Genomic DNA, 19,400 nt, shown 5'->3' with positions numbered 1-19,400 from the left:
TCCTGTCACGCGCTAACTGGCGTCATCAGTGGCAACCTTCCCGAGCGCTTTGCGCGCCAAGGACAAAAAGGCGGAGCGTTCTTCACCTGTCAGCATCTCCAGCATTTCACCCTGCATGTGTTCAACCAAGGGCAGGACATCTTGAAAGAGCGCAAGTCCTTGATCCGTGAGGTGGACCTCGCGGGCACGGCGGTCACGTGTGCTGACGCTACGACGGACATACCCCTTTTGCTCCAAACGGTCGATGACGCCACCAATGGTGGCCCGGTCATAGGCGATCCTGGCGGCTACACCGGCTTGGTCGATCCCCGGATATGACGCAATTGCGTCCATGGCCGCAAACTGAACTGGGGTGAGATCGACGCCGGTTTCTTGCATGCGCTTTGCAAAAATATGGGTGGAGGCCTGGTTCAACCGCCGTATCAGGTGACCTGCCATGTTCTGAACTTTCATTTGCCGGTCCCTTTGTAATTCTGCCTCGATGATTTCTGTTTAATACAGCCCGGCTGGCGATAGTAGGTAGTATACATACTAATTTCTTGACTCAAAATAGTAAGTATAGTTACTAATAGTGCTGTAAGGGCCCCGACAGGTCTGGTTGAACAATGAAGGAGGAGTGGCATGCAGTTCTACAAAGAGGGTTTTCGCGGTGGCGACCCGGATGTGAAATCAGCAGTGCCAGGATGGCGCGTGCGGGATTCCTTTGCAGCTTTGCCTTCGGAGGTGGATGTTTTGATCGCAGGCTGTGGCCCGGCAGGGTTGTGCCTTGCGGCACAGCTGGCACAATTCCCAGAAATCAAGACAATGATCGTAGAGCCAAAACCCGGGCCAATTGAGAAGGGGCAGGCGGATGGCATCAATACCCGCACAATGGAGATGTTTCAGGCCTTTGGCTTTGGTGAGACGGTCAAGCGGGAAAGCTATTGGGTGAACCAAACAGCTTTCTGGGCGCCTGATCCGCAGAACCAGGGGCATATCAGTCGCATTGGCCGCGTGCAGGATGTGCCCGAGGGGTCCTCTGAGATGCCGCATGCGCTGATCAACCAGGCCAGGGTGCATGAGCTGTTTCTAGACGTGATGAAAAACGCCCCAACCCGGCTGGAGCCAGATTACTCTTGGGGGGTGAAGGATCTGGTGATTGACCCGAGTACCGAGGACCATCCGGTAACCGTTACCTTGGAAAATACTGGCATCAATGCTGGTGAAACCAAAACGGTACGTGCGAACTATGTGGTGGGCTGCGACGGGGCGCGTTCCAAAGTGCGCACTGCAATTGGCGGAGAACTGCACGGCGATGCAGCCCATCAAGCCTGGGGTGTGATGGATATTTTGGCCAATACCGACTTTCCTGATGTACGTCAGAAATGTCTTATCAGCTCCGCCACAGAAGGAAACATCCTGATCTTGCCCCGTGAGGGGGGCTATCTGTTTCGGATGTATGTCGAACTGGACAAGCTGAACCCCAATGAACGGGTCTCAAGCCGGAATTTCACAGCTGACCATATGATTGCGGCGGCCAACAGAATTATGCAGCCCTACGCCATCGACGTGAAAGAGGTGGTGTGGTGGTCCATCTACGAAATCGGTCACCGGCTAACAGATAGGTTTGATGATGTGGCTGAAGGGATGGATCGAAATCCGCGGGTCTTTACCGCTGGCGATGCCTGCCACACCCATAGCCCAAAGGCTGGGCAGGGGATGAATGTTTCGATGCAGGATAGCTTTAATCTGGGCTGGAAACTTGTGCAGGTGCTGCAGGGGCGTTCTGACCCTCACCTTCTGCGCAGTTACTCGGCTGAGCGCTGGAAAGAGGCAAAGCGGTTGATTGAGACGGATCACCAGTGGGCACGGATTATGTCGGCACCCCCGGGAGAGTCCGAGCTGGACAGCGGGGATATGCCACGGTTCCAAAAACAGTTCATCGAAAATCTCGAGTTCACCGGTGGGCTTGCTGTGAAATACCTGCCTTCGGCACTGACGGGTCCTGACCAGTTTCAGGCCTTGGCACCTAGGTTTGAAATCGGGCGCCGGTTTCATTCCGCGCCAGTGGTTCGGGTTGCAGATGCCATGCAGATGCAGCTGGGCCATGTGGCCGAGGCCGATGGGCGTTGGCGGATTTATGCCTTTGCGGGAGAGGACAGCGCGGCGGGCTCCGATCTCTATCGGCTGTGCACGTGGCTGATGGAGGATCCTGACTCGGTGGTGCAGAAATACCGTGGTCAGGATGAGGATATTGATGCGGTGATAGATCTGCGCGCTATCTTTCAGCAAAGTTTTGATGCGCTGTTAGATCAGGAATTGCCTGAAATTTTGAAACCGCGCACCGGCAAGCTGGGCCTGCAGGACCATGAAAAGGTCTTTGGCGTTGATCACAAAGACGCGGGGGACATTTTTGAGATACGTGGCGTTGACCGTAAAAAGGGCTGCATGGTTGTGGTGCGCCCTGATCAGTATGTTGCCCATGTTTTGCCGCTGACTGCCCATGAGGCGCTGAGCAGTTTTTTCGAGGGCGTCTTTAAGCCGCGCAGCGACTAAGAAAGGCGTTTGCGCGCTGGTTCAGACCCAAGGGTCCTGTGCAGTAAATCACTTACTGCGCAGGTTTTTGGTGTCTTGCTTTAGGAACCATTGATAGGTTTCGGCAATACCGTCGTTCAGCTCGATGGAGGCCTTCCAGCCCAGGCGTTCCAACCGGGTCACATCCATCAGTTTGCGGGGCGTGCCGTCAGGTTTGCTGGGATCGGTCAGGATCTCGCCCTCAAATCCGGTGACCTGGGCCACCAGCTGTGCCAGTTCCAGAATCGAGATATCGGTGCCGCAGCCCACATTGATATGGCTCAGCATCTCTTGTGTCTCGCTTGCATAGGTCGCTTGGGGCAGATCCAGCACAAACAGCGCCGCTGCAGCCATGTCATCCACATGCAGGAATTCGCGGCGCGGCGCACCGCTGCCCCAGATGGTGACACTGGCGTCCCCATTCAGCTTGGCCAGGTGGAAACGACGGATAAGAGCTGGCAAAACATGGGAGTTATCGGGGTGGAAATTATCTCCGGGCCCATAGAGATTGGTGGGCATCACCGAGCGATAGTCCACGCCATATTGGCGATTGTAGCTCTCGCAGAGCTTGATGCCGGCGATCTTGGCAATGGCATAGGGCTCGTTTGTGGGCTCCAGAACCCCTGTGAGCAGGGCATCCTCGGCCATCGGTTGGGCCGCCAGTTTTGGATAGATGCAAGAGGATCCCAGCTGCAAAAGCTGTTTCACCCCGGCCTCATAGGCGGCGTGGATGACATTGCATTCCATCATCAGGTTTTCATAGATGAACTGCGCAGGGTAGGAATTGTTGGCCACAATGCCCCCCACCTTGGCCGCTGCCAGAATAACCTGATCGGGGCCTTCGGCCTGCATAAAGCTCTGCACCTGCTGCTGATTGGTCAGGTCCAGCTCGGCGCTGGTGCGGGTCACCAGCTGCAGATCCTCCCCGCCAGCCCGGCGCGCCTCAAGCTGGCGCAGGATTGCGCCCCCCACCATGCCGCGGTGACCAGCCACATAGATCTTCATCTCGGCTACCCCTCCACACTCACGGGCAGGTCCATGCCATGTTCTTTGAGCAGGGCATGGCGGCGCGCGGTTTTCAGGTCTTCGCGGACCATTTCTGCGCACATCTCTTCGGTGGTGATTTCGGGCACCCAGCCCAGTTTTTCCTTGGCCTTGGTGGGGTCCCCCAGCAGGGTTTCAACCTCGGCAGGGCGGAAATAGCGTGGATCAATCCGCAGCACCACATCGCCCGGTTTCAGGGCCGGCGCCATATCGCCTTCAATCGCCGCAACCGTGGCGATCTCATCCAGACCTGTGCCGCTAAATTCCAGGCTGATGCCCAGCTCAGCTGCGGACCAGGTGATGAACTGGCGCACCGAATATTGCACGCCGGTGGCGATGACAAAATCATCCGGTGCGTCCTGCTGCAGCATCATCCACTGCATGCGCACGTAATCCTTGGCATGACCCCAGTCGCGCAGCGCGTCGATATTGCCCATGTAGAGACAATCCTCGAGACCCTGGGCGATATTGGCCAGTCCACGGGTGATCTTGCGGGTCACAAATGTCTCGCCGCGGCGCGGGCTCTCGTGGTTGAACAGGATGCCGTTGCAGGCATACATGCCATAGGCTTCACGGTAGTTTACCGTGATCCAATAGGCGTACATCTTGGCCACCGCATAGGGGCTGCGCGGATGAAACGGCGTGGTCTCGCGCTGCGGGATCTCCTGCACCAACCCATAGAGCTCCGAGGTGGAGGCCTGATAGAACCGGGTCTTTTTCTCCAGGCCTAGGAACCGAATGGCCTCCAGCAGGCGCAGCGTGCCCATGGCATCGACATCTGCGGTATATTCCGGGCTCTCGAAGGAGACCGCCACATGGCTTTGGGCGCCTAAGTTATAGACCTCGTCCGGCTCAACCTCCTGCAGGATACGGGTGAGGTTGGACGTGTCGGTCAGATCGCCGTAATGCAGTTTGAAATTGGCGTGATCCACATGGGGATCTTGATAGATGTGATCTACCCGCTGGGTATTAAACGAGGAAGCCCGGCGCTTAATGCCGTGCACCTCATAGCCTTTTTCCAGCAGGAACTCCGCCAGATAGGATCCGTCCTGGCCGGTCACACCGGTGATAAGCGCTTTTTTCATTATTTTAACTTCCAAATTTCTCTACGCGGCCCTTTGGTGGGCTTTACTCAACATGATCTGTTCGTACCGGCTCAAGATGGTCTCTCGATTCATGTTCTTTTGAACAAACTGACGACCAGATTCACCCATCTTCTGTTGACGTGGAATATCCGACAGCAGTGCCTCTACTTCCTGACATAACTTTGCTTCATCCTCAGGATAAACACAAATGCCAGCTCCAGAATCCTGTGCGAGTACATCTAGGGGGCTGTTTTTTTCGGCGATGCAAACAAAAGGGCGCCCAGCAGACATAACTGAAAACAACTTCGACGGCAGCGCATAATTTGCTACGTTTAGGGCTTGGGGAACAAGGTGCACGTTTGCGCTTTGTAGGGAGGCCATGAAGGCGTCGGATGGAGCGAGCTCCAGGAATTGAGCACTGGTTATTCCACGCTTTTGCACCTCTTCTTCGATCCTAGGCCGCTCAGAACCGCCGCCTCTCATCACGATTTCCACGGCCGGGAGGGTCGAAGAAATATGAGAAAGCAGAGGCAGCAACTGATCCAAGTTTTGTTTCTTGCCAAAGTTTCCAGAATACATAACGCGCACTGGGCCTGCATCGTCGATGGGCGCTATGTCAGCGACCTGCGACCAGATGGGCAATACGTCGATTGGTTTGCGGCATCCAATGTCGATGATCTCATTTTTCATGCCTTCGGTTAGAACGATGACATGGTCTGCAAAGTTTAACCCGATCCGCTCTACCATGCGCATGATTTTGAGCATGATGGGTTTTGAGGTGATGCCAAGGGAATGTGCGAGGCCACTCTCAATGTCATGCACGATAGCAATAAGAGGGGCCCCAGATCTCATTTTCAGGACTTTGGCACCATAAAGGGTCAGGACACTGGGGATATAGGCGTAGATGGCTTCCGCATCACTATACGATCCTTTGATCGCATGTGTGAGACAGGACTTCAGATAGCGCAGATCGTTTTTCAGCCGGTCTTTGAAGCCGCCTTTTCCACGCGGGCTAACCGCGACACGTTCAATCTTGATTTTTTCGTGGGTTTCAAAATCACGTTCACCTCCGGCCCAGGCCTTGAAGGGTTCAATGCTCGGATAATGCGGGCGAAAGGTAAGTGCAGAAACGTCATAACCTTTGTGTGAAAGATATTGGGCCAGCTCACGGCTATAGGGCGCAGAGCCTATTTCTTCAGGCCAGAAATAGGGGGACAGATAAAGTATGTTTTTCTTTTTTCGGGTCATTGAGTTTTGGCGGCCAATATTGTTGGTGGAAAGAAATGATACGATCAGTTTTCGTTGATAGTGAGCTTCTTTTGTGCCTAATCCCCGCCAAAAAGATCTCTGGTAAAGACCTTGGCCGCTACGTCCTGAATTTCATCTGTCATTCGGTTGGCCACGATGAGATCAGACTGACTCTTAAACGTAGAAAGGTCGCGAATTACTCGGCTGTGGAAGAAATGATCCTCTTCCATAACAGGCTCATAGATAATGACCTCAATACCTTTCGCCTTTAACCGCTTCATAATGCCTTGGATTGAGGATTGCCGAAAATTGTCTGATCCTGCTTTCATGACCAACCGGTGAATTCCGACTACCTTTGGACCGCGCATCAGAATCTGATCGCTGAGAAAATCCTTGCGGGTGCGGTTGGCGTCCACAATTGCACGGATGAGATTTTGCGGTACGTGGTTGTAATTCGCAAGGAGCTGCTTGGTATCCTTGGGTAAGCAATAACCGCCATAGCCAAACGAGGGATTGTTATAGTGATCACCAATCCGAGGGTCGAGGCTGATTCCTTGGATGATCTGACGGCTGTCCATGCTGCCCGCCATGGCATAGCTGTCCAACTCGTTGAAAAACGCCACCCGCATGGCAAGATAGGTATTCGCGAAAAGCTTGATGGCCTCGGCTTCATTCGGGTCAGTGAAGAGGATCTCGACATCTTCATCTTCGGCGCCATCAAGCAACAGCTCCGCAAAAACCCGAGCGCGTTCGGACCGTTCCCCGACAATGATCCGGCTGGGATGGAGGTTGTCATAAAGAGCTTTGCCTTCACGCAGGAACTCTGGGGAAAAGATCACCTGATCTGTCCCTAACCGGGCACGCAGGTCGCGCACATATCCCACAGGGATTGTCGACTTAATGACGATGGTGGCCTGCGGGTTGATCTGAATGACCTCGGCCACGACTGCCTCAACGCTGGAGGTATCAAAAGAGTTGGTCTGTGCGTCATAATTCGTTGGCGTCGCTACGATGACATAGTCAGCCCCGCCGTAGGCCTCAGCGCTATTTGTTGTTGCGCTGAGTTGCAGGTCCCGCGTTGCTAAGAAGTCTTCCAACTCCTGGTCAACAATGGGGCTTTGGTTCGAGTTGACCATTGCAACCCGGCCCTCGTCGATATCAACGGAGACAACCGCATGCCTCTGTGCCAGCAAAACCGCGTTGGAAAGCCCGACATAGCCAATTCCGGCAACTGCAATTTTCATAGTTAGCGCCTTGTATTATGTGATCTATCCGCGCCAGTGCTCTGTGAACAATCGCAGCGCAAAAAAAATGGGAAACCGGCCCCTAAAACCGTATGGTAAAACTGCAGCAGACAATTGTGTAGCCAATGTCCCGCGCCCCAAAACGACCTCTTTCGCTCATCTTTCAGCTCCTAGCATATTTGTCCTCATATCGGACGATGTCGTCTTCGCCGACATAGGCGCCGGTTTGGACTTCGATCAGTACCATGGGGACTTTGCCGGGGTTTTCCATGCGGTGGACGCAGCCAAGTGGCAGGTAGACCGACTGGTTTTCGGTCACCAGCTTGACCTCGTCATCAATGGTCACCCGTGCGGTGCCCTCAACCACGATCCAGTGTTCCGAGCGGTGGAAATGGCTTTGCAGCGACAGGCTGGCGCCGGGGTGGACCAGGATCCGTTTGACCTGGAACCGGTCGCCCACCACCAGGCTCTCAAACCAGCCCCAGGGGCGGTGATCCTTGGGGAAGGCGGTGGCCTGGGCCGCGCCCTTTTCCTTGAGCGCCGCAACCGCCAGTTTCACGTCCTGGGCGCGGGATTTATCCGCCACCAGAACCGCGTCATTCATCGCCACGGCCATGATGCCGTCCAATCCGATGCCGACGACCTCCAGCCGGTCGCTGTCTGAGCGCAGCAGGCTGTCGGTGCAGTCAATCGCGGTGGCCTCTCCGCTGGTCACCACACCGTTTTCGTCCGGACCCGCTTCGCGCCAGACCGCGTCCCAGCCGCCCAGATCGGACCAGGCCGCATCAAAAGGCACCACCGAGAGGTTCTGGGCATGCTCCATCACCGCATAGTCGACCGAGATATCATCCGCCTGTGACCAGGGGTTTGGTGCCAGCCGCAAAAAGCCAAGATCGGTCTGTGCCTGATCCAGCGCGGCCTCTACGGGCGCCATCAACTCGGTGGCATGGGCCTGGAATGCGGCAATGATGTCTTTGGCGGCAAACAGAAAAATCCCGGCGTTCCATTTGAAATTACCGGCAGCCAGCATATCGCTGGCACGAAGGGTATCGGGTTTTTCCACAAACTGTTTGAGCCGCACCGGGCGGCCCGTTGCATCCGGCATCTCAGCCAGTTCCAGATAGCCATAGGCGGTTTCCGGATGGGTCGGGGTGATGCCAAAGGTGACCAGCTGGCCCTCGGCCACCGCCTGCAGCCCCTGATTGAGCGCGGCGTGGAAGGCTGCCACATCCGGAACCACGTGATCCGAGGGGGCGACCAGCAGAATGGCCTCGGGGTCCTGGGCCTGGGCATTCAGCGCGGCGGCCAGAACCGCGGGGGCGGTATTGCGCCCTTCGGGTTCGATCAAAATGGCGCCGGGATCAATGCCAACCGCCTGCAACTGTTCGGTGACGATAAAGCGAAAATCGGAGTTGGTCAGCACCATGGGGGCGGTAAATCCAACGCCATGCCCCTGATCCGTCAGCCGTTTTGCCGAGGCCTGAAACAGGGTCTCCTCGCCCATCAGCGGGACAAATTGTTTCGGATAGCTCTTGCGCGACAGAGGCCACAACCGGGTGCCAGAGCCTCCGCAAAGCAGAATGGGGATAATATCGGTCACAAGAAATACTCGGCTACACAAAAGGTGCAATTATGTCTTGGTACCGGAGCTTTAGCTTCTAAACAAGATGATGGGCCGCTTTGTCGTTAAAATTTCGTTTTCGTTGGGCCAGTTGAATGAATATTGAGCAGGGAATTTTGGTTGGCAGTAGGTTCAGCCCAAACTTTGATAACCCTAATTGACGGATGCCGCTGTGAGATTCGCCCAAGCTTGGCGTGTCCGAACACCGCCAGATTGCCACAAGGACTGTGGCAATCTGTCTAGCGCGGAAGGTGTCGCCACAACTTTTTGACACATGCGCTTGGTTCTGTACCGCAGGATTTAAGCGGTGTTCAGACCATCCCTGCATCCTGCCATTTGGTGTTGTATTGCAGGTGAGCAACCTAGTGCGAAGCGGCAATCAAGCATCAGGCGCAGGATTTTACGCCCATGCGGATCAGCTCTGACCCCTTAATCTTGTAGACACCTGAAATCCGGTGGCGCCCTTCGCGCATGAACCAATCCCGCAGTTGTGTCGGATAATGGTTTGCCATCACCTGTGAAAAATACTCGAACTTTTGCGGTGCAAGCCGCCTGCCGCTCTTGGAGGGGCCGTGAAAGCCAAAGGTGGTATTGGGATTGACACAGGTACCTGACAGTCCAAGGAACATGGTGCAGGTCGAGTAACAAATGTTGCCGCGTATCTGAACGCGAGTGCCATTGCGCTGGAGATTGCCGAGCTCAATCAGGCGGTCGTGCAGATAACCGCCTCGGTCATTGCCAACAACATAGGTGGCACGTTGGGCAGCCTTGGCAGTTTCCAATGGGAGCAGCAGTGCGGACAGGCCCAAGGTTGCCACAGTTACAATCTTGCGCAGGCTAGGTTTCGAAACGGCAGAGTTGAGGAACGACATGGTCAGATCTCCGATGCAGAAAGAGGCTTCGAAGTCTGGATAGGAAGGCGAGGGGTCGTGCTTGGGGTTAAAGGTGTGGCGAAAATGCGGAGCTTATTGCTAGTTTTCTGGTAATAAATGTTAAATTATATTAATAGCTTGAGCTCATGCTTTAACGAACAGCAGCGTCTCGCGCCCTTGCAGGGCTGGGTTCTTCTCGCCCTGCCATTAATATATCGTGCCTGTCGCTCTGCCCCCGCCAGCGCTGCCAAATGAAACACCGCGTCTATTGATCTGCCCAGTTCTTAACGATTTGGTTTGTCTTAACGATCTGGCTTGGCGGAACATTTCGATTACACACCAGGCCGCATAGAGGTAGAGCATTGTGGGTGTGGAATGAAAATTGCCGTCTTACTGGCGCAGAACCATCAGGTGACGGCAGTGGATGTTGCAAAAGAGCGGGTCGATATGATCAACGCCCTCAAATGCCCTATTGTTGATGCTGAGCTGGAGACCTTTCTTTCAGACAAACCCCTGAAATTACGAGCAACCTTGGACGCTGAGGCGGCCTATAGCGATGCAGAGTTTGTGATCATCGCGACGCCAACCGACTATGATACCGACACAAATTATTTTGATACATCCAGTGTTGAGGCGGTGATTGATCAGGTGTCGGCGGTGAACCCGGCAGCCACGATTGTTATCAAATCGACGATTCCAGTCGGATTTGTGCAACGGCTGCGTGCTGAACGGGGCATCAACACCCTGATGTTCTCGCCAGAGTTCCTGCGCGAAGGCCAGGCGCTCTATGACAATCTTCATCCTTCACGGATCATTGTTGGCTCGCAAAGCGAGGCCGAGGCGATCAAGCTCTTTGCCAATACCTATCTTGCCATGCGGGTGGCGTTCTTTAACGAGCTGGACAGTTATGCCATGGCGGGCGGCATGGAGGCGCGCCAGATCATCGCGGGCACTGGCCACGATCCCCGGATCGGCAATCATTACAACAACCCCTTCTTTGGCTATGGCGGTTACTGCCTGCCCAAGGACACCAAACAGCTATTGGCGAACTATTCCGAGGTGCCACAGAACCTCATCCGCGCCATTGTGGATGCCAACCATACCCGTAAGGACTTTCTCGCCGATCAGATTATTGCCAAGGCGCCCAATGTGGTGGGCATCTACCGTCTGGTTATGAAGGCAGGATCGGACAATTTCCGCCGGTCTTCCATCCAGGGCATCATGAAACGGATCAAGGCCAAGGGGATCAAGGTTGTGGTCTTTGAACCTGTCTTGCAGCAGGATGATTTCTTCGGCTCAGCAGTGGTGCGCGACCTGGAGACCTTTAAACAGGTATCGGATGTGATTGTTGCAAACCGGTTGACGGATGAAATCCGCGATGTTGAAAGTAAAATCTTCACCCGCGACTTGTCAGGCACCGATTAGAAGGAAGGGTTTCAAATCTGGTTGGTCCTGGGATTAGGTGGGGTGAAATTCGAGATGTGGCCCAGCAGACTTTCGCTGGGCTGCAAAGCAATGGATTTAGGTTGGGGAATGCCCCAGAACTGAATTTGGGCGCCTATTTATCAATGATTCTCATCTGTCAGGATTCTAAACCATGACGTCTTCGTGCTGTTTGTTGACCAATGAAGCTCTTAGCCTTGCGGTCGCCCCTCTGGGGGCCGAAATGCAGTATCTTCGGACAGGTTCCGGTGAAGATCTTCTTTGGCATGGGGATGCTGCCTTCTGGTCTGGGCGGGCGCCTGTGCTGTTCCCCATCGTCGGGCGGGCAGTGGATGATTTAATCGCTGTCGGGGATCACACTGCTGCCATGCCGCAGCATGGATTTGCCCGACGCCAAGTGTTTGCCTTAGAAGAACAGACTGAAACCTCCTGCCGTCATGTGCTCAAAGAAAGCCCTGAAAGCCTGGCGCTCTATCCGTTCTCCTTTGTTTTGCAGGTGACGCATGAACTTGACGGTAACAGGCTGCATGTGACGGCTGAGGTGCAAAACACCGATCAGCGGGTCATGCCATTTGGCTTTGGCTTTCACCCTGCATTTTGCTGGCCACTTCCGAAGAGCGACCAGAAAACCCACAGCATTTCACTGGCATCGGGTGGCAACCCCAACAGGGTTGGATTGCAGGATGGCCTGTTGCGCCCGCAGCCTGTTGCTGGCCCGTTTTCTGATGGGGAGTTGGAACTTCATGAGGCGCTTTTCAAAGACGGAGCCCTTGTCTTTCCTCACGGTGCAGAGTCCCTGCGCTATGGGCCGCCAGATGGACCAAGCCTGGAATTTCAGTTTCACAATCTCCCAGATTTGGCGCTATGGCGTCCACCAGGCGCGCCCTTTTTGTGCATCGAACCCTGGCACGGCACGGCGTCTTATCTTGGCGATGGCCCTCAAATTGCGCGGCGTCCGAATAGTATCGATTTGCAGCCCGGCCTGGCAGTTCAGTTTGGCTATTCGGTGACAGTTCATGTCTAGCTGTCGTTAGGTGGCGAATTCCGGTCAGTGCGCTTTGTTGCCACTTGCACGAACTGTCTGAACATCTGGCGGTTGTTCGCTTTGGCAACTCAGGCCGTAGCCTCCAGAAGGGTGGAGCTGGTCAGCGCCTCGGGCCAGAGGCAAAACTCAGTGATTGTGCCCGTTCCTGGAGAAAAGAACTCCATAGGTGCAGCCATGAGGCTCGGCAGGCCACCATGCGCCACTTTTCCAGTGGAGACCCCATTGTAAAAGCCTTCAATATCGGTTGCGGTCAGGACAGCGGCAACTGAGAAGGGAACTTCCACCCCCGGCGAATATGCATCGGGTGCAGAAAGCGCCGAATTGGCGACACCGTCCTTTTGGGTGAAGGCGATGAATTGCCCGGTGCGCGCATCGACCGTATTGAGCTGGAGCCGGATTCGGTCGATGCTATCTGCCTGCCAGAGCAGCATGCGAACCTGGGGGTTAAGCCCTACGTCTGCGTAGCTCATGGTTCCCTTCATTACGAAGGTCAGTGCCTCGGGCATGACCCCGCCAAAGGCGGAGGACAGCAGAGATGGGTTGATCTGCAAGCTCTCAGAGGCGGTAGAAACCGGAGCGGTTTCGGTCTTGATATAGTTCTTTGGACAGCGGCCCGCATTCACCTGAATGGCCGTGCATCGGTGGTCCCCCGTCCAATGAGGTCCACCATTGCCGTTCACCCCATTATGTGCTGGAAACACCTGAATTTTTGCTTCGTTGAGCCCTATCCCAGTGGCATCAAAAGAGAACCAAGCAAGCCAATAATCGCCACAGTCCTGAACCTTTCGCTCAATGATTGTAGACCCCCACATGCCAATAATTCCACCGCCTGTTTCAGCGTTGAACGAAATACCATTAAACTGGGTAACGCCTCCAGCGGAATAGGTGGCGCGAATACCAAAAGCATTTACCTTGGTCCTAGACTTAGCAACCTTCACCTGACAGCAAAATTCACCATCTCCGATGGCCCCAATGTTCTGGCTTATCTGCCCAAAGGTGTCTGTCTGATCGGATAGGGCAAATGAGGGGCTTCCACCAAGAGTGCCCTGCGGTGTTACGGTGATATTGTTGTCGAGTGACCAGCTGCGCAGGTCGTCGCTGTAGCTTGCCAGGTTCGTCCGCACCTCTGAGCAGACAGCAATGCCAGCAGGTGCCAGTTTGCCATCCCTCCAGACGTGGTGCCCGGTGCGCGGCTCGCCGGCCAGCACCTTGACCCAATGCCCCAGGGCATTCAACTTCCAAGCGGCAGAGAGCCGCGAGAAGGTGAACAGGCCGTCAAAACCCACAGACCGCCCGCCAACGCCATAGACCCCTGCCACTGTATCCGCGATCACAGCAGGGGCCTTGCCGCCGAGACTGTAGCGCGCCAGGAGGGCGGGTTGCATGCCACGCACCCCCAGTCCCAAGCCAAGACCAGGCATCAGAGCCACCCGACTACGGTTGCCGTAGTCCCTGTCGCTTCGATGCCGATAGCGGAGAATTGCAAAGTCTCCCCGGCAGAGACGGAATAGGTGATCACCACACCTTTCGCGTCTCGCATGGAGATATCGCCTGAGGACACAACCCGTAGCACCCGGGGGCGTGTCGGAAGATCGACACCATCCGTCGGCACAATAGCGAAATGCTCTGTTGCGGGGCTGGTCAAGCTGCGGCTCATGGCGGAAAAAGGATCATTCGGGGGCATGGTACGACCTCATACTCAGGTGGATTATCCGGCCCAACTAAGAGCCGTATGGGTTCAGGGTCTCGACGCTTGTGGCGCGTGTTTCATAGGTGCGGCTCCAGCCCTGGGGCGGCGCGCTAAATGCGTCAGAACTCCGGATTACCGGTGATAAGAAGAAAAGAGAGATAACCACGACAGGGTTGAAAACACTTTGCAGCGACGTGCGCAGATGCGGCAACCCAATCTGGGCCCCGGTCAAAAGTGCCGACCAGTGGCAAAGGCCAATGAAGGGGGCGCACTCGTAGGGGGCAGCCTGCCACGCTTTAGCCCCTGTGTGGCATTTGTCATGTTGTTTTCAATGGCGGGATTCCAGCATTTCAAAACAAGGGGTGGTCCCATATGTTCCTGAAAGCGATTGGCTAATGGAGTTCCTTTGAACACTTTTATTCTTGGCACAGGACGGGCTTTGCCGCTTCATTGCGCGCAGAGCACTGACCTTGACATCAAATGGTCCGCAGGGGGGCGTATTGCGGCGAGTGGCGTCCGCAGGCGCCACCACTGCACGGATGAGAGCCAGATTGATCTTGCCGTATTGGCCTGTCAGCGCGCATTGGAAAATGCGGGGTGCAAGATTGGTGAGATCGACTTGATAATCTCAGGGGCCTCCGTCGCCTATCAACCCATTCCAGCGATGGCTCCGTTGATCATGCGCGGCCTCGGGATGGAGGACGGATCTGCGGCAGCGTTTGACGTCAACAGCACCTGCCTGAGTTTTGTGACGGGTCTGGACATGGCCGCCCGCATGATTTGTGGCGGGGCCGCAAAAACTGCATTGGTTGTCTCGTCAGAAATCGCCTCCCGAGCGCTCCCGTGGAGCACGCAGCCTGAAACTGCCGCATTTTTTGGGGATGGCGCTGGCGCTGCCGTGATTGGCGCCGCTTCATCAGGGAGTGCTGCCGCAATCAAAGCAATAAGGCTGCGCAGCTATCCGTCTGCGTATGAGGCCTGCGGGATTGGGGCGGGGGGCACGCGTTTTGATTTCAACATCGATCGTGAGGCCTTTGCTGAGCATTCCAAATTCAACATGGACGGCAAAGCGCTTTTCCGGCTCACGACCCAGCATTTCAACGGTTTTGTTGATGCGCTCTTGCGCGAAGCGGGGTGGGATCACAGTGATGTGGATCTTATCGTGCCGCATCAGGCCAGCCCCGGCGCTCTTGATCACATGATCCGCCAAACAGGCTGGCCGCGCGAAAAGGTGGTCCGCATCGTAGAGGACTACGGCAATCAGATTGCCGCCTCGATCCCCTTTGCATTTGATATCGCACGCGAGCAAGGCCGTGTGCCTGCCGGGAGCAAAGTCCTGTTTTTAGGCACCTCTGCCGGGGTGAGTCTGGGCGGCGCGGCGGTGGTGACCTGAGATGGCCGCACGCGTTCTTGTGACTGGCGCCACCGGTTTTCTGGGCGGCGCGGTGCTGCGTCGGCTTGGGGACAATGGCGTCGGACAGGGGCGCAACCCTTCTCACTGTGCGGCATTGGATGCCGCAGGGATCAATGTCGTTAATTGGACCCTGCCCGGTGCGGCCCCCCAAAGCCCGCAGTTGGCACAGGTGGATACGATTGTGCATTGTGCCGGGCTCTCGTCCCCCTTTGGCCGCGCCGAGGCCTTTCATGCGGCAAACGTACTTGGCACAGCGTCAGTCCTGAATTTCGCGCGGCTGCAGGGGGTTAAGCGATTTGTCTTTATCTCCAGCCCATCGATCTATTTTGCCCTCAGCGATCAGCTGGATGTGCCCGAGGATATGCCTTTGCCGCCTGCTTTCACCCCCTATGCTCAAAGCAAGATTGCCGCAGAGCAGCTGGTGAGAGCGGCACCAGAGGTGGGGCCGATCATCCTACGCCCACGCGGCATATATGGCCGCGGAGACAGCGCCCTCTTGCCACGATTGCTCAAAGCCACAACGACACGCGCCTTGCCGCGTTTTCGCCAAGGGCAGGCGCGGATTGACCTGACCTATATCGATGATGTTGTAGACGCGGTTATGAGCGCGATCAGTGCCAAGCAGCTCCAGGAAGGGCGGGCCTTCAATATCTCGGGCGGCGAAGTGCTTCCGATCAGTGAGATTGTCGAAAGTGTCTGCGAGCGGGCGGGCATTGTGCCGCGCTGGCGGGATATGCCGCTTGCGCCGACATTGTTTGCCGCCCGTGTGGCCGAAACCCTGGCACTGATGCGCCGTGACCCACGCGAACCGGTGGTGTCTCGCTATAGTTTGGGTCTATTTGCCTATCAGCAGAGCCTTGATATTTCGCGTGCGCGAGATGGTCTTGGCTGGGCGCCTCGGGTCGCTTTTGCTGAGGGGCTGGACCGTGTGTTTGATCAAGGGGAGGCGGGGTGAGGCCGGTTTTTGCCAATAGTGCCTGGGTCGCGGCCCCAGAGCGGTTGATCCTGCGCAATGGGCGTTGGCGGCGGCGGTGGCTTCAGGTGCGTTATGGTCTGTTTATCCACCCCAAAGCAGGACCAACACTGATTGATACCGGCTATACCAGCCATAGTCTCAACACTTCGTCGCGCACATTGGCGTTGCGCAGCTATGCTGGCATATTGGCACCTCGCCTAGTTGTTCAAGAACAGGCTGGACCGTTCCTGACACAGTTTGGGCTGACCGCTGTTGATATCTCGCGGGTGATCGTCACGCATTTTCACGCTGATCATGTCTCTGGCCTTGCGGCTTTCCCAAACGCCCGCTTTATTGCCAGCGGTGCAGCCTGGGCGCAGGTGCAAGGTAATAGCGCCTTGCAAAACCTGCGGCATGGGGTCTTTGCCGAGCTTATTCCTGGTGATTTCGGAACTCGGCTTGAGGTGGTCGAGAAATGCGCCAGCCAAAAGATCGCCCATTTACCGGATGGGCATGATATTTTTGGGGATGGCAGTGTCTTGGCGGTGCCTCTGCCCGGTCATGCACATGGGCATTTCGGGCTGTTGTTTGGCCAGCTTGAGGTGCCATTTCTCTATGCCACAGATACGCAATGGGTTGGTGAAGCACTATTGCCGGGCGGGAGGCCGCGCCTCTTCCCGCGCCTGATTTCTGACAGTTTTTCCGAGGTCGTGCGCAGCAGTGAACAGGTTTCTGCCTTCCAAAAGGCCGGAGGCGAAGTTCTCTTGTGCCACGATACCGCGCCATCGCAGTTTGATTTTGCACAGGGGGCTGAGCTGTGATCGCCCGGCTAAATGCGCCTATTAGTTTTCTCTCTACCCGATATCTATCGCGCCCTGGGCTGACCCGTGCCCGTTTTTTGCAGCACCAAGAACGGGCTCTGGGCAAATGGTTGCACCGTGCCGTCCCAAAGGTGCCTGCCTTCGTAGATGCTCCCCCCCATTTGTCGATCTTGCCAGTAATGGATAAGGCGCAGCTGATGGCAAATTTTGCGCAGTACAATAGCCAAGGCATTTCAGCTGATCAGGTACGTGGGGCGCTGAAGAGCGGGGATCAGATAGGTGCACTGACCGTCGGGGCCAGCACCGGAACAAGTGGCAATCAGGGACTATTTGTTATCTCTGATGCTGAGCGATTTCGCTGGTTGGGCAGCATCCTTGCCAAAACGATGGCGGATCTGTTGTGGCACAAACAGCGTGTGGCCATCCTATTGCCGCGGGGCACGGGGCTCTATGACAGTGCCAACCAAATCCAGCGGCTCCAGTTGCGGTTTTTTGATGTGACCCGAGGACCGGATGCTTGGCGCGCAGAGCTGGAAGCTTTTGATCCTACGGTTATTGTCGCCGCGCCCAAAGTGCTGCGGGCCATGGCTGAAGAGAAGTTCAGCCTGCGTCCCTTGCGGGTGTTCTCTGCCGCTGAAACGCTTGACCCTCTTGATCGCCCTGTCATCGAGGCAGCATTCGGGCGCGGACTTGGACAGATCTACATGGCGACCGAAGGATTGTTGGGCACTACCTGCCGCCACGGGCGGCTGCATCTGGCCGAGGACTCTGTGCATTTTGAATTTGAGCCAGTGGGCGATGGCTTGGTCACGCCGCTGATCTCTTCATTTCGTCGTGGGACACAGATCCTCGCCCGTTATCGGATGAATGATTTGTTGCGGCTGGACCCCGAGCCCTGTTCCTGTGGCACGCCCTTGCAAGCCGTGACGGAGATCGTTGGGCGGATGGATGATTGTTTTCATTTGCATGGGGCAAGGGGGCTGCAAATGCTGACCCCTGATGTGCTGCGCAATGCGGTGGTCATGGCGGATCACAGAATTTCCGATTTTCGTGTCATTCAGACCGGACCGCGGACTGTGGAACTTGCGTTGCCCGCAGACCTGCCACCGGGCGCAGGGCTGGCGGCTAGACATGGGCTGCAGTCCTTGTTTGACGCGCGCGGTCTGCATGCAAAAATCGCGTTGACCTATGGCCCACTGCCCTTGGATGTGAGCCGAAAACTGAGGCGTGTCGAATGTCGCGCCCAATCGGTAAAGCCGTGATGGAGCAGCCATCACAGCCTCTGGATGCTTTTGTTGAGTGTTTCGCGCGCCACCCGAGTGAGGCGCTGATCCGCAACCTGCAAACACGGGTTGCGCGGCTGGATGTGAGGGGGCAGGCCTTTCCGATCACGGTCAATGACGGGGGTCTGCCGGGCAATTGCTACATCTGCAATCCAGTTACTGGCTATATCGATTATGCCTTGGAAGAGACCCGTAATTTTGCGCCCAACCCGTTGTTGCGCAAATCCCTGATCACCATGATAAGAGCGGCGGCTGTTGTCGTACGCGCTAGTGGCCTGGACCGTGCGGTGCATGTGAATAATTGGCTGTTTTCCACCAACCCTGCCCCGGTTGTTACACGAGACATGGCGGCAGCCCTGCGTGATCAACTGGCGGCGCAGTTTCCAGGCCATGCCATCCTTTTGCGTTCCCTGAATACCTACTCTGACCAAAGCGCGCTGACCGCATTGGTGCAGGAGGGATTCCAGTTGTTGCCATCCCGCCAGATTTATCTCTTTGACGCAACAGCGCCCATGGGCCTGAACCCGGATATGGAAAAGGATCTGGCCTTGCTGCGTAAAACACCCTTTGAGGAGGTCGACAATGAAGGCTTTACCCAGGCCGACTATCCAGCCTGCATAGGGCTCTATGAACAGCTCTATCTTGAAAAATACACCCCTCTTAACCCGCAGTATACGCCTGCCTTTCTCGAGATGGCGCATCAGTCGGGCATTTTGAGATTGAAAGGACTGCGCGATGCTGACGGGCAGCTCGTCGCTATTGGGGGGCGGTTTCAATATGGGCGCACGCTGACGCAGCCGTTGGTGGGCTATGATACCAGGCGCCCACAAAAAGAGGGGCTGTACCGTATGATCACGGCGATGGCGAAGCGCGATGCACTGGCGGAGGGGCTTCTGTTTAACATGAGTGCGGGGGCGGCGGGCTTTAAACGCAACAGAGGCGCGATTCCTGCGATCGAATATAGTGCCGTCTATACCCGTCATTTGTCGCGCAGGCGTCGCATCGCGACAGGCATAATTGGATCGGTCCTGTCGCGTGTTGGGGTGCCCCTTTTGAAAAGGTTCGAGCTGTAACCAAGGCGG

17 protein-coding genes are annotated in these 19,400 nt (G+C 56.0%); 8 read left to right on the top strand and 9 right to left on the bottom strand.

Going from position 1 to position 19,400, the window contains the following annotated elements:
• Positions 1–12: 12 nt before the first annotated feature.
• The gene (locus MED193_RS00435) at positions 13–453 is read right to left on the bottom strand and encodes a MarR family winged helix-turn-helix transcriptional regulator (protein ID WP_009807638.1); all 441 of its coding nucleotides are present in this window, start codon (positions 451–453) and stop codon (positions 13–15) included.
• A gap of 168 nt (positions 454–621) precedes the next feature.
• On the opposite strand from MED193_RS00435, the gene MED193_RS00430 reads away from it, so the two are divergent.
• The gene (locus tag MED193_RS00430) at positions 622–2,535 is read left to right on the top strand and encodes an FAD-dependent monooxygenase (RefSeq protein ID WP_009807637.1); all 1,914 of its coding nucleotides are present in this window, start codon (positions 622–624) and stop codon (positions 2,533–2,535) included.
• Positions 2,536–2,583: 48 nt separating this feature from the next.
• Here the strand turns inward: MED193_RS00430 and MED193_RS00425 are convergent, their stop codons facing one another.
• From MED193_RS00425 to MED193_RS00400, 6 genes are all read right to left on the bottom strand, one after another.
• Positions 2,584–3,558 (bottom strand): GDP-L-fucose synthase, encoded by a 975-nt coding sequence (locus MED193_RS00425; RefSeq protein ID WP_009807636.1) that lies wholly within the window; start codon positions 3,556–3,558, stop codon positions 2,584–2,586.
• Positions 3,559–3,563: 5 nt separating this feature from the next.
• The gene (gmd, locus tag MED193_RS00420) at positions 3,564–4,682 is read right to left on the bottom strand and encodes a GDP-mannose 4,6-dehydratase (RefSeq protein ID WP_009807635.1); all 1,119 of its coding nucleotides are present in this window, start codon (positions 4,680–4,682) and stop codon (positions 3,564–3,566) included.
• Positions 4,683–4,703: 21 nt separating this feature from the next.
• On the bottom strand, positions 4,704–5,930 hold the full coding sequence (locus MED193_RS00415; RefSeq protein WP_009807634.1) for a glycosyltransferase family 4 protein: 1,227 nt from the start codon (positions 5,928–5,930) through the stop codon (positions 4,704–4,706).
• A 77-nt stretch (positions 5,931–6,007) separates the two neighbouring features.
• Positions 6,008–7,174, bottom strand: coding sequence for a nucleotide sugar dehydrogenase (locus tag MED193_RS00410; protein ID WP_009807633.1), 1,167 nt, complete (start codon positions 7,172–7,174; stop codon positions 6,008–6,010).
• A gap of 163 nt (positions 7,175–7,337) precedes the next feature.
• Positions 7,338–8,774: a mannose-1-phosphate guanylyltransferase/mannose-6-phosphate isomerase gene (locus MED193_RS00405; RefSeq protein ID WP_009807632.1), complete on the bottom strand. Its 1,437-nt coding sequence runs from the start codon at positions 8,772–8,774 to the stop codon at positions 7,338–7,340.
• A 407-nt stretch (positions 8,775–9,181) separates the two neighbouring features.
• Positions 9,182–9,667 (bottom strand): hypothetical protein, encoded by a 486-nt coding sequence (locus tag MED193_RS00400; protein ID WP_009807631.1) that lies wholly within the window; start codon positions 9,665–9,667, stop codon positions 9,182–9,184.
• A 375-nt stretch (positions 9,668–10,042) separates the two neighbouring features.
• Here MED193_RS00400 and MED193_RS00395 point away from each other — a divergent pair, with 375 nt between their 5' ends.
• Together MED193_RS00395 and MED193_RS00390 are read left to right on the top strand one after the other, a co-directional pair.
• Entirely contained in the window at positions 10,043–11,092 is a 1,050-nt protein-coding gene (locus MED193_RS00395; RefSeq protein WP_009807630.1) for a UDP binding domain-containing protein, read from the top strand.
• 172 nt (positions 11,093–11,264) lie between these two features.
• Complete coding sequence (locus tag MED193_RS00390; RefSeq protein WP_039965602.1) at positions 11,265–12,134, top strand: aldose 1-epimerase family protein; 870 nt, start codon at positions 11,265–11,267, stop codon at positions 12,132–12,134.
• Between the two features lie 89 nt (positions 12,135–12,223).
• On the opposite strand, the gene MED193_RS00385 is transcribed toward MED193_RS00390, so the two are convergent.
• Together MED193_RS00385 and MED193_RS00380 are read right to left on the bottom strand one after the other, a co-directional pair.
• Positions 12,224–13,576, bottom strand: a complete 1,353-nt coding sequence (locus MED193_RS00385; RefSeq protein WP_009807628.1) for a hypothetical protein — start codon at positions 13,574–13,576, stop codon at positions 12,224–12,226.
• Positions 13,576–13,839, bottom strand: coding sequence for a hypothetical protein (locus tag MED193_RS00380; RefSeq protein ID WP_009807627.1), 264 nt, complete (start codon positions 13,837–13,839; stop codon positions 13,576–13,578). The genes MED193_RS00385 and MED193_RS00380 overlap by 1 nt, the downstream gene beginning before the upstream one ends.
• A 412-nt stretch (positions 13,840–14,251) precedes the next feature.
• Between MED193_RS00380 and MED193_RS00375 the strand changes: the two genes are divergently transcribed.
• The 5 genes from MED193_RS00375 to MED193_RS00355 are packed head-to-tail and all read left to right on the top strand — an operon-like array spanning position 14,252 to position 19,391.
• Positions 14,252–15,238 carry a 3-oxoacyl-[acyl-carrier-protein] synthase III C-terminal domain-containing protein gene (locus MED193_RS00375; RefSeq protein WP_009807626.1) on the top strand — a complete coding sequence of 329 codons (987 nt, stop codon included), beginning with the start codon at positions 14,252–14,254 and terminating at the stop codon, positions 15,236–15,238.
• 1 nt (position 15,239) lies between these two features.
• Positions 15,240–16,214, top strand: a complete 975-nt coding sequence (locus tag MED193_RS00370) for an NAD(P)-dependent oxidoreductase (protein ID WP_009807625.1) — start codon at positions 15,240–15,242, stop codon at positions 16,212–16,214.
• Complete coding sequence (locus tag MED193_RS00365; RefSeq protein ID WP_009807624.1) at positions 16,211–17,035, top strand: MBL fold metallo-hydrolase; 825 nt, start codon at positions 16,211–16,213, stop codon at positions 17,033–17,035. The genes MED193_RS00370 and MED193_RS00365 overlap by 4 nt, the downstream gene beginning before the upstream one ends.
• On the top strand, positions 17,032–18,297 hold the full coding sequence (locus MED193_RS00360) for a F390 synthetase-related protein (protein ID WP_009807623.1): 1,266 nt from the start codon (positions 17,032–17,034) through the stop codon (positions 18,295–18,297). Before MED193_RS00365 ends, MED193_RS00360 begins: the two co-directional genes overlap by 4 nt.
• Entirely contained in the window at positions 18,270–19,391 is a 1,122-nt protein-coding gene (locus MED193_RS00355; RefSeq protein ID WP_009807622.1) for a GNAT family N-acetyltransferase, read from the top strand. The genes MED193_RS00360 and MED193_RS00355 overlap by 28 nt, the downstream gene beginning before the upstream one ends.
• Positions 19,392–19,400 lie beyond the last annotated feature (9 nt).

It is taken from the genome of Roseobacter sp. MED193 (assembly GCF_000152965.1).
Lineage (GTDB): Bacteria > Pseudomonadota > Alphaproteobacteria > Rhodobacterales > Rhodobacteraceae > Pseudophaeobacter.
This window is presented reverse-complemented; position numbering and strand designations above follow the sequence as displayed.

Coding starts and splice junctions, on each gene's coding strand:
- MED193_RS00395 (WP_009807630.1), top strand. CDS start 10,043: ATGAAAATTGCCGTCTTACTGGCGCAGAACCATCAGGTGACGGCAGTG.
- MED193_RS00435 (WP_009807638.1), bottom strand. CDS start 453: ATGAAAGTTCAGAACATGGCAGGTCACCTGATACGGCGGTTGAACCAG.
- MED193_RS00385 (WP_009807628.1), bottom strand. CDS start 13,576: ATGCCTGGTCTTGGCTTGGGACTGGGGGTGCGTGGCATGCAACCCGCC.
- MED193_RS00430 (WP_009807637.1), top strand. CDS start 622: ATGCAGTTCTACAAAGAGGGTTTTCGCGGTGGCGACCCGGATGTGAAA.
- MED193_RS00355 (WP_009807622.1), top strand. CDS start 18,270: ATGTCGCGCCCAATCGGTAAAGCCGTGATGGAGCAGCCATCACAGCCT.
- MED193_RS00370 (WP_009807625.1), top strand. CDS start 15,240: ATGGCCGCACGCGTTCTTGTGACTGGCGCCACCGGTTTTCTGGGCGGC.
- MED193_RS00415 (WP_009807634.1), bottom strand. CDS start 5,930: ATGACCCGAAAAAAGAAAAACATACTTTATCTGTCCCCCTATTTCTGG.
- MED193_RS00380 (WP_009807627.1), bottom strand. CDS start 13,839: ATGCCCCCGAATGATCCTTTTTCCGCCATGAGCCGCAGCTTGACCAGC.
- gmd (WP_009807635.1), bottom strand. CDS start 4,682: ATGAAAAAAGCGCTTATCACCGGTGTGACCGGCCAGGACGGATCCTAT.
- MED193_RS00410 (WP_009807633.1), bottom strand. CDS start 7,174: ATGAAAATTGCAGTTGCCGGAATTGGCTATGTCGGGCTTTCCAACGCG.
- MED193_RS00390 (WP_039965602.1), top strand. CDS start 11,265: ATGACGTCTTCGTGCTGTTTGTTGACCAATGAAGCTCTTAGCCTTGCG.
- MED193_RS00425 (WP_009807636.1), bottom strand. CDS start 3,558: ATGAAGATCTATGTGGCTGGTCACCGCGGCATGGTGGGGGGCGCAATC.
- MED193_RS00400 (WP_009807631.1), bottom strand. CDS start 9,667: ATGTCGTTCCTCAACTCTGCCGTTTCGAAACCTAGCCTGCGCAAGATT.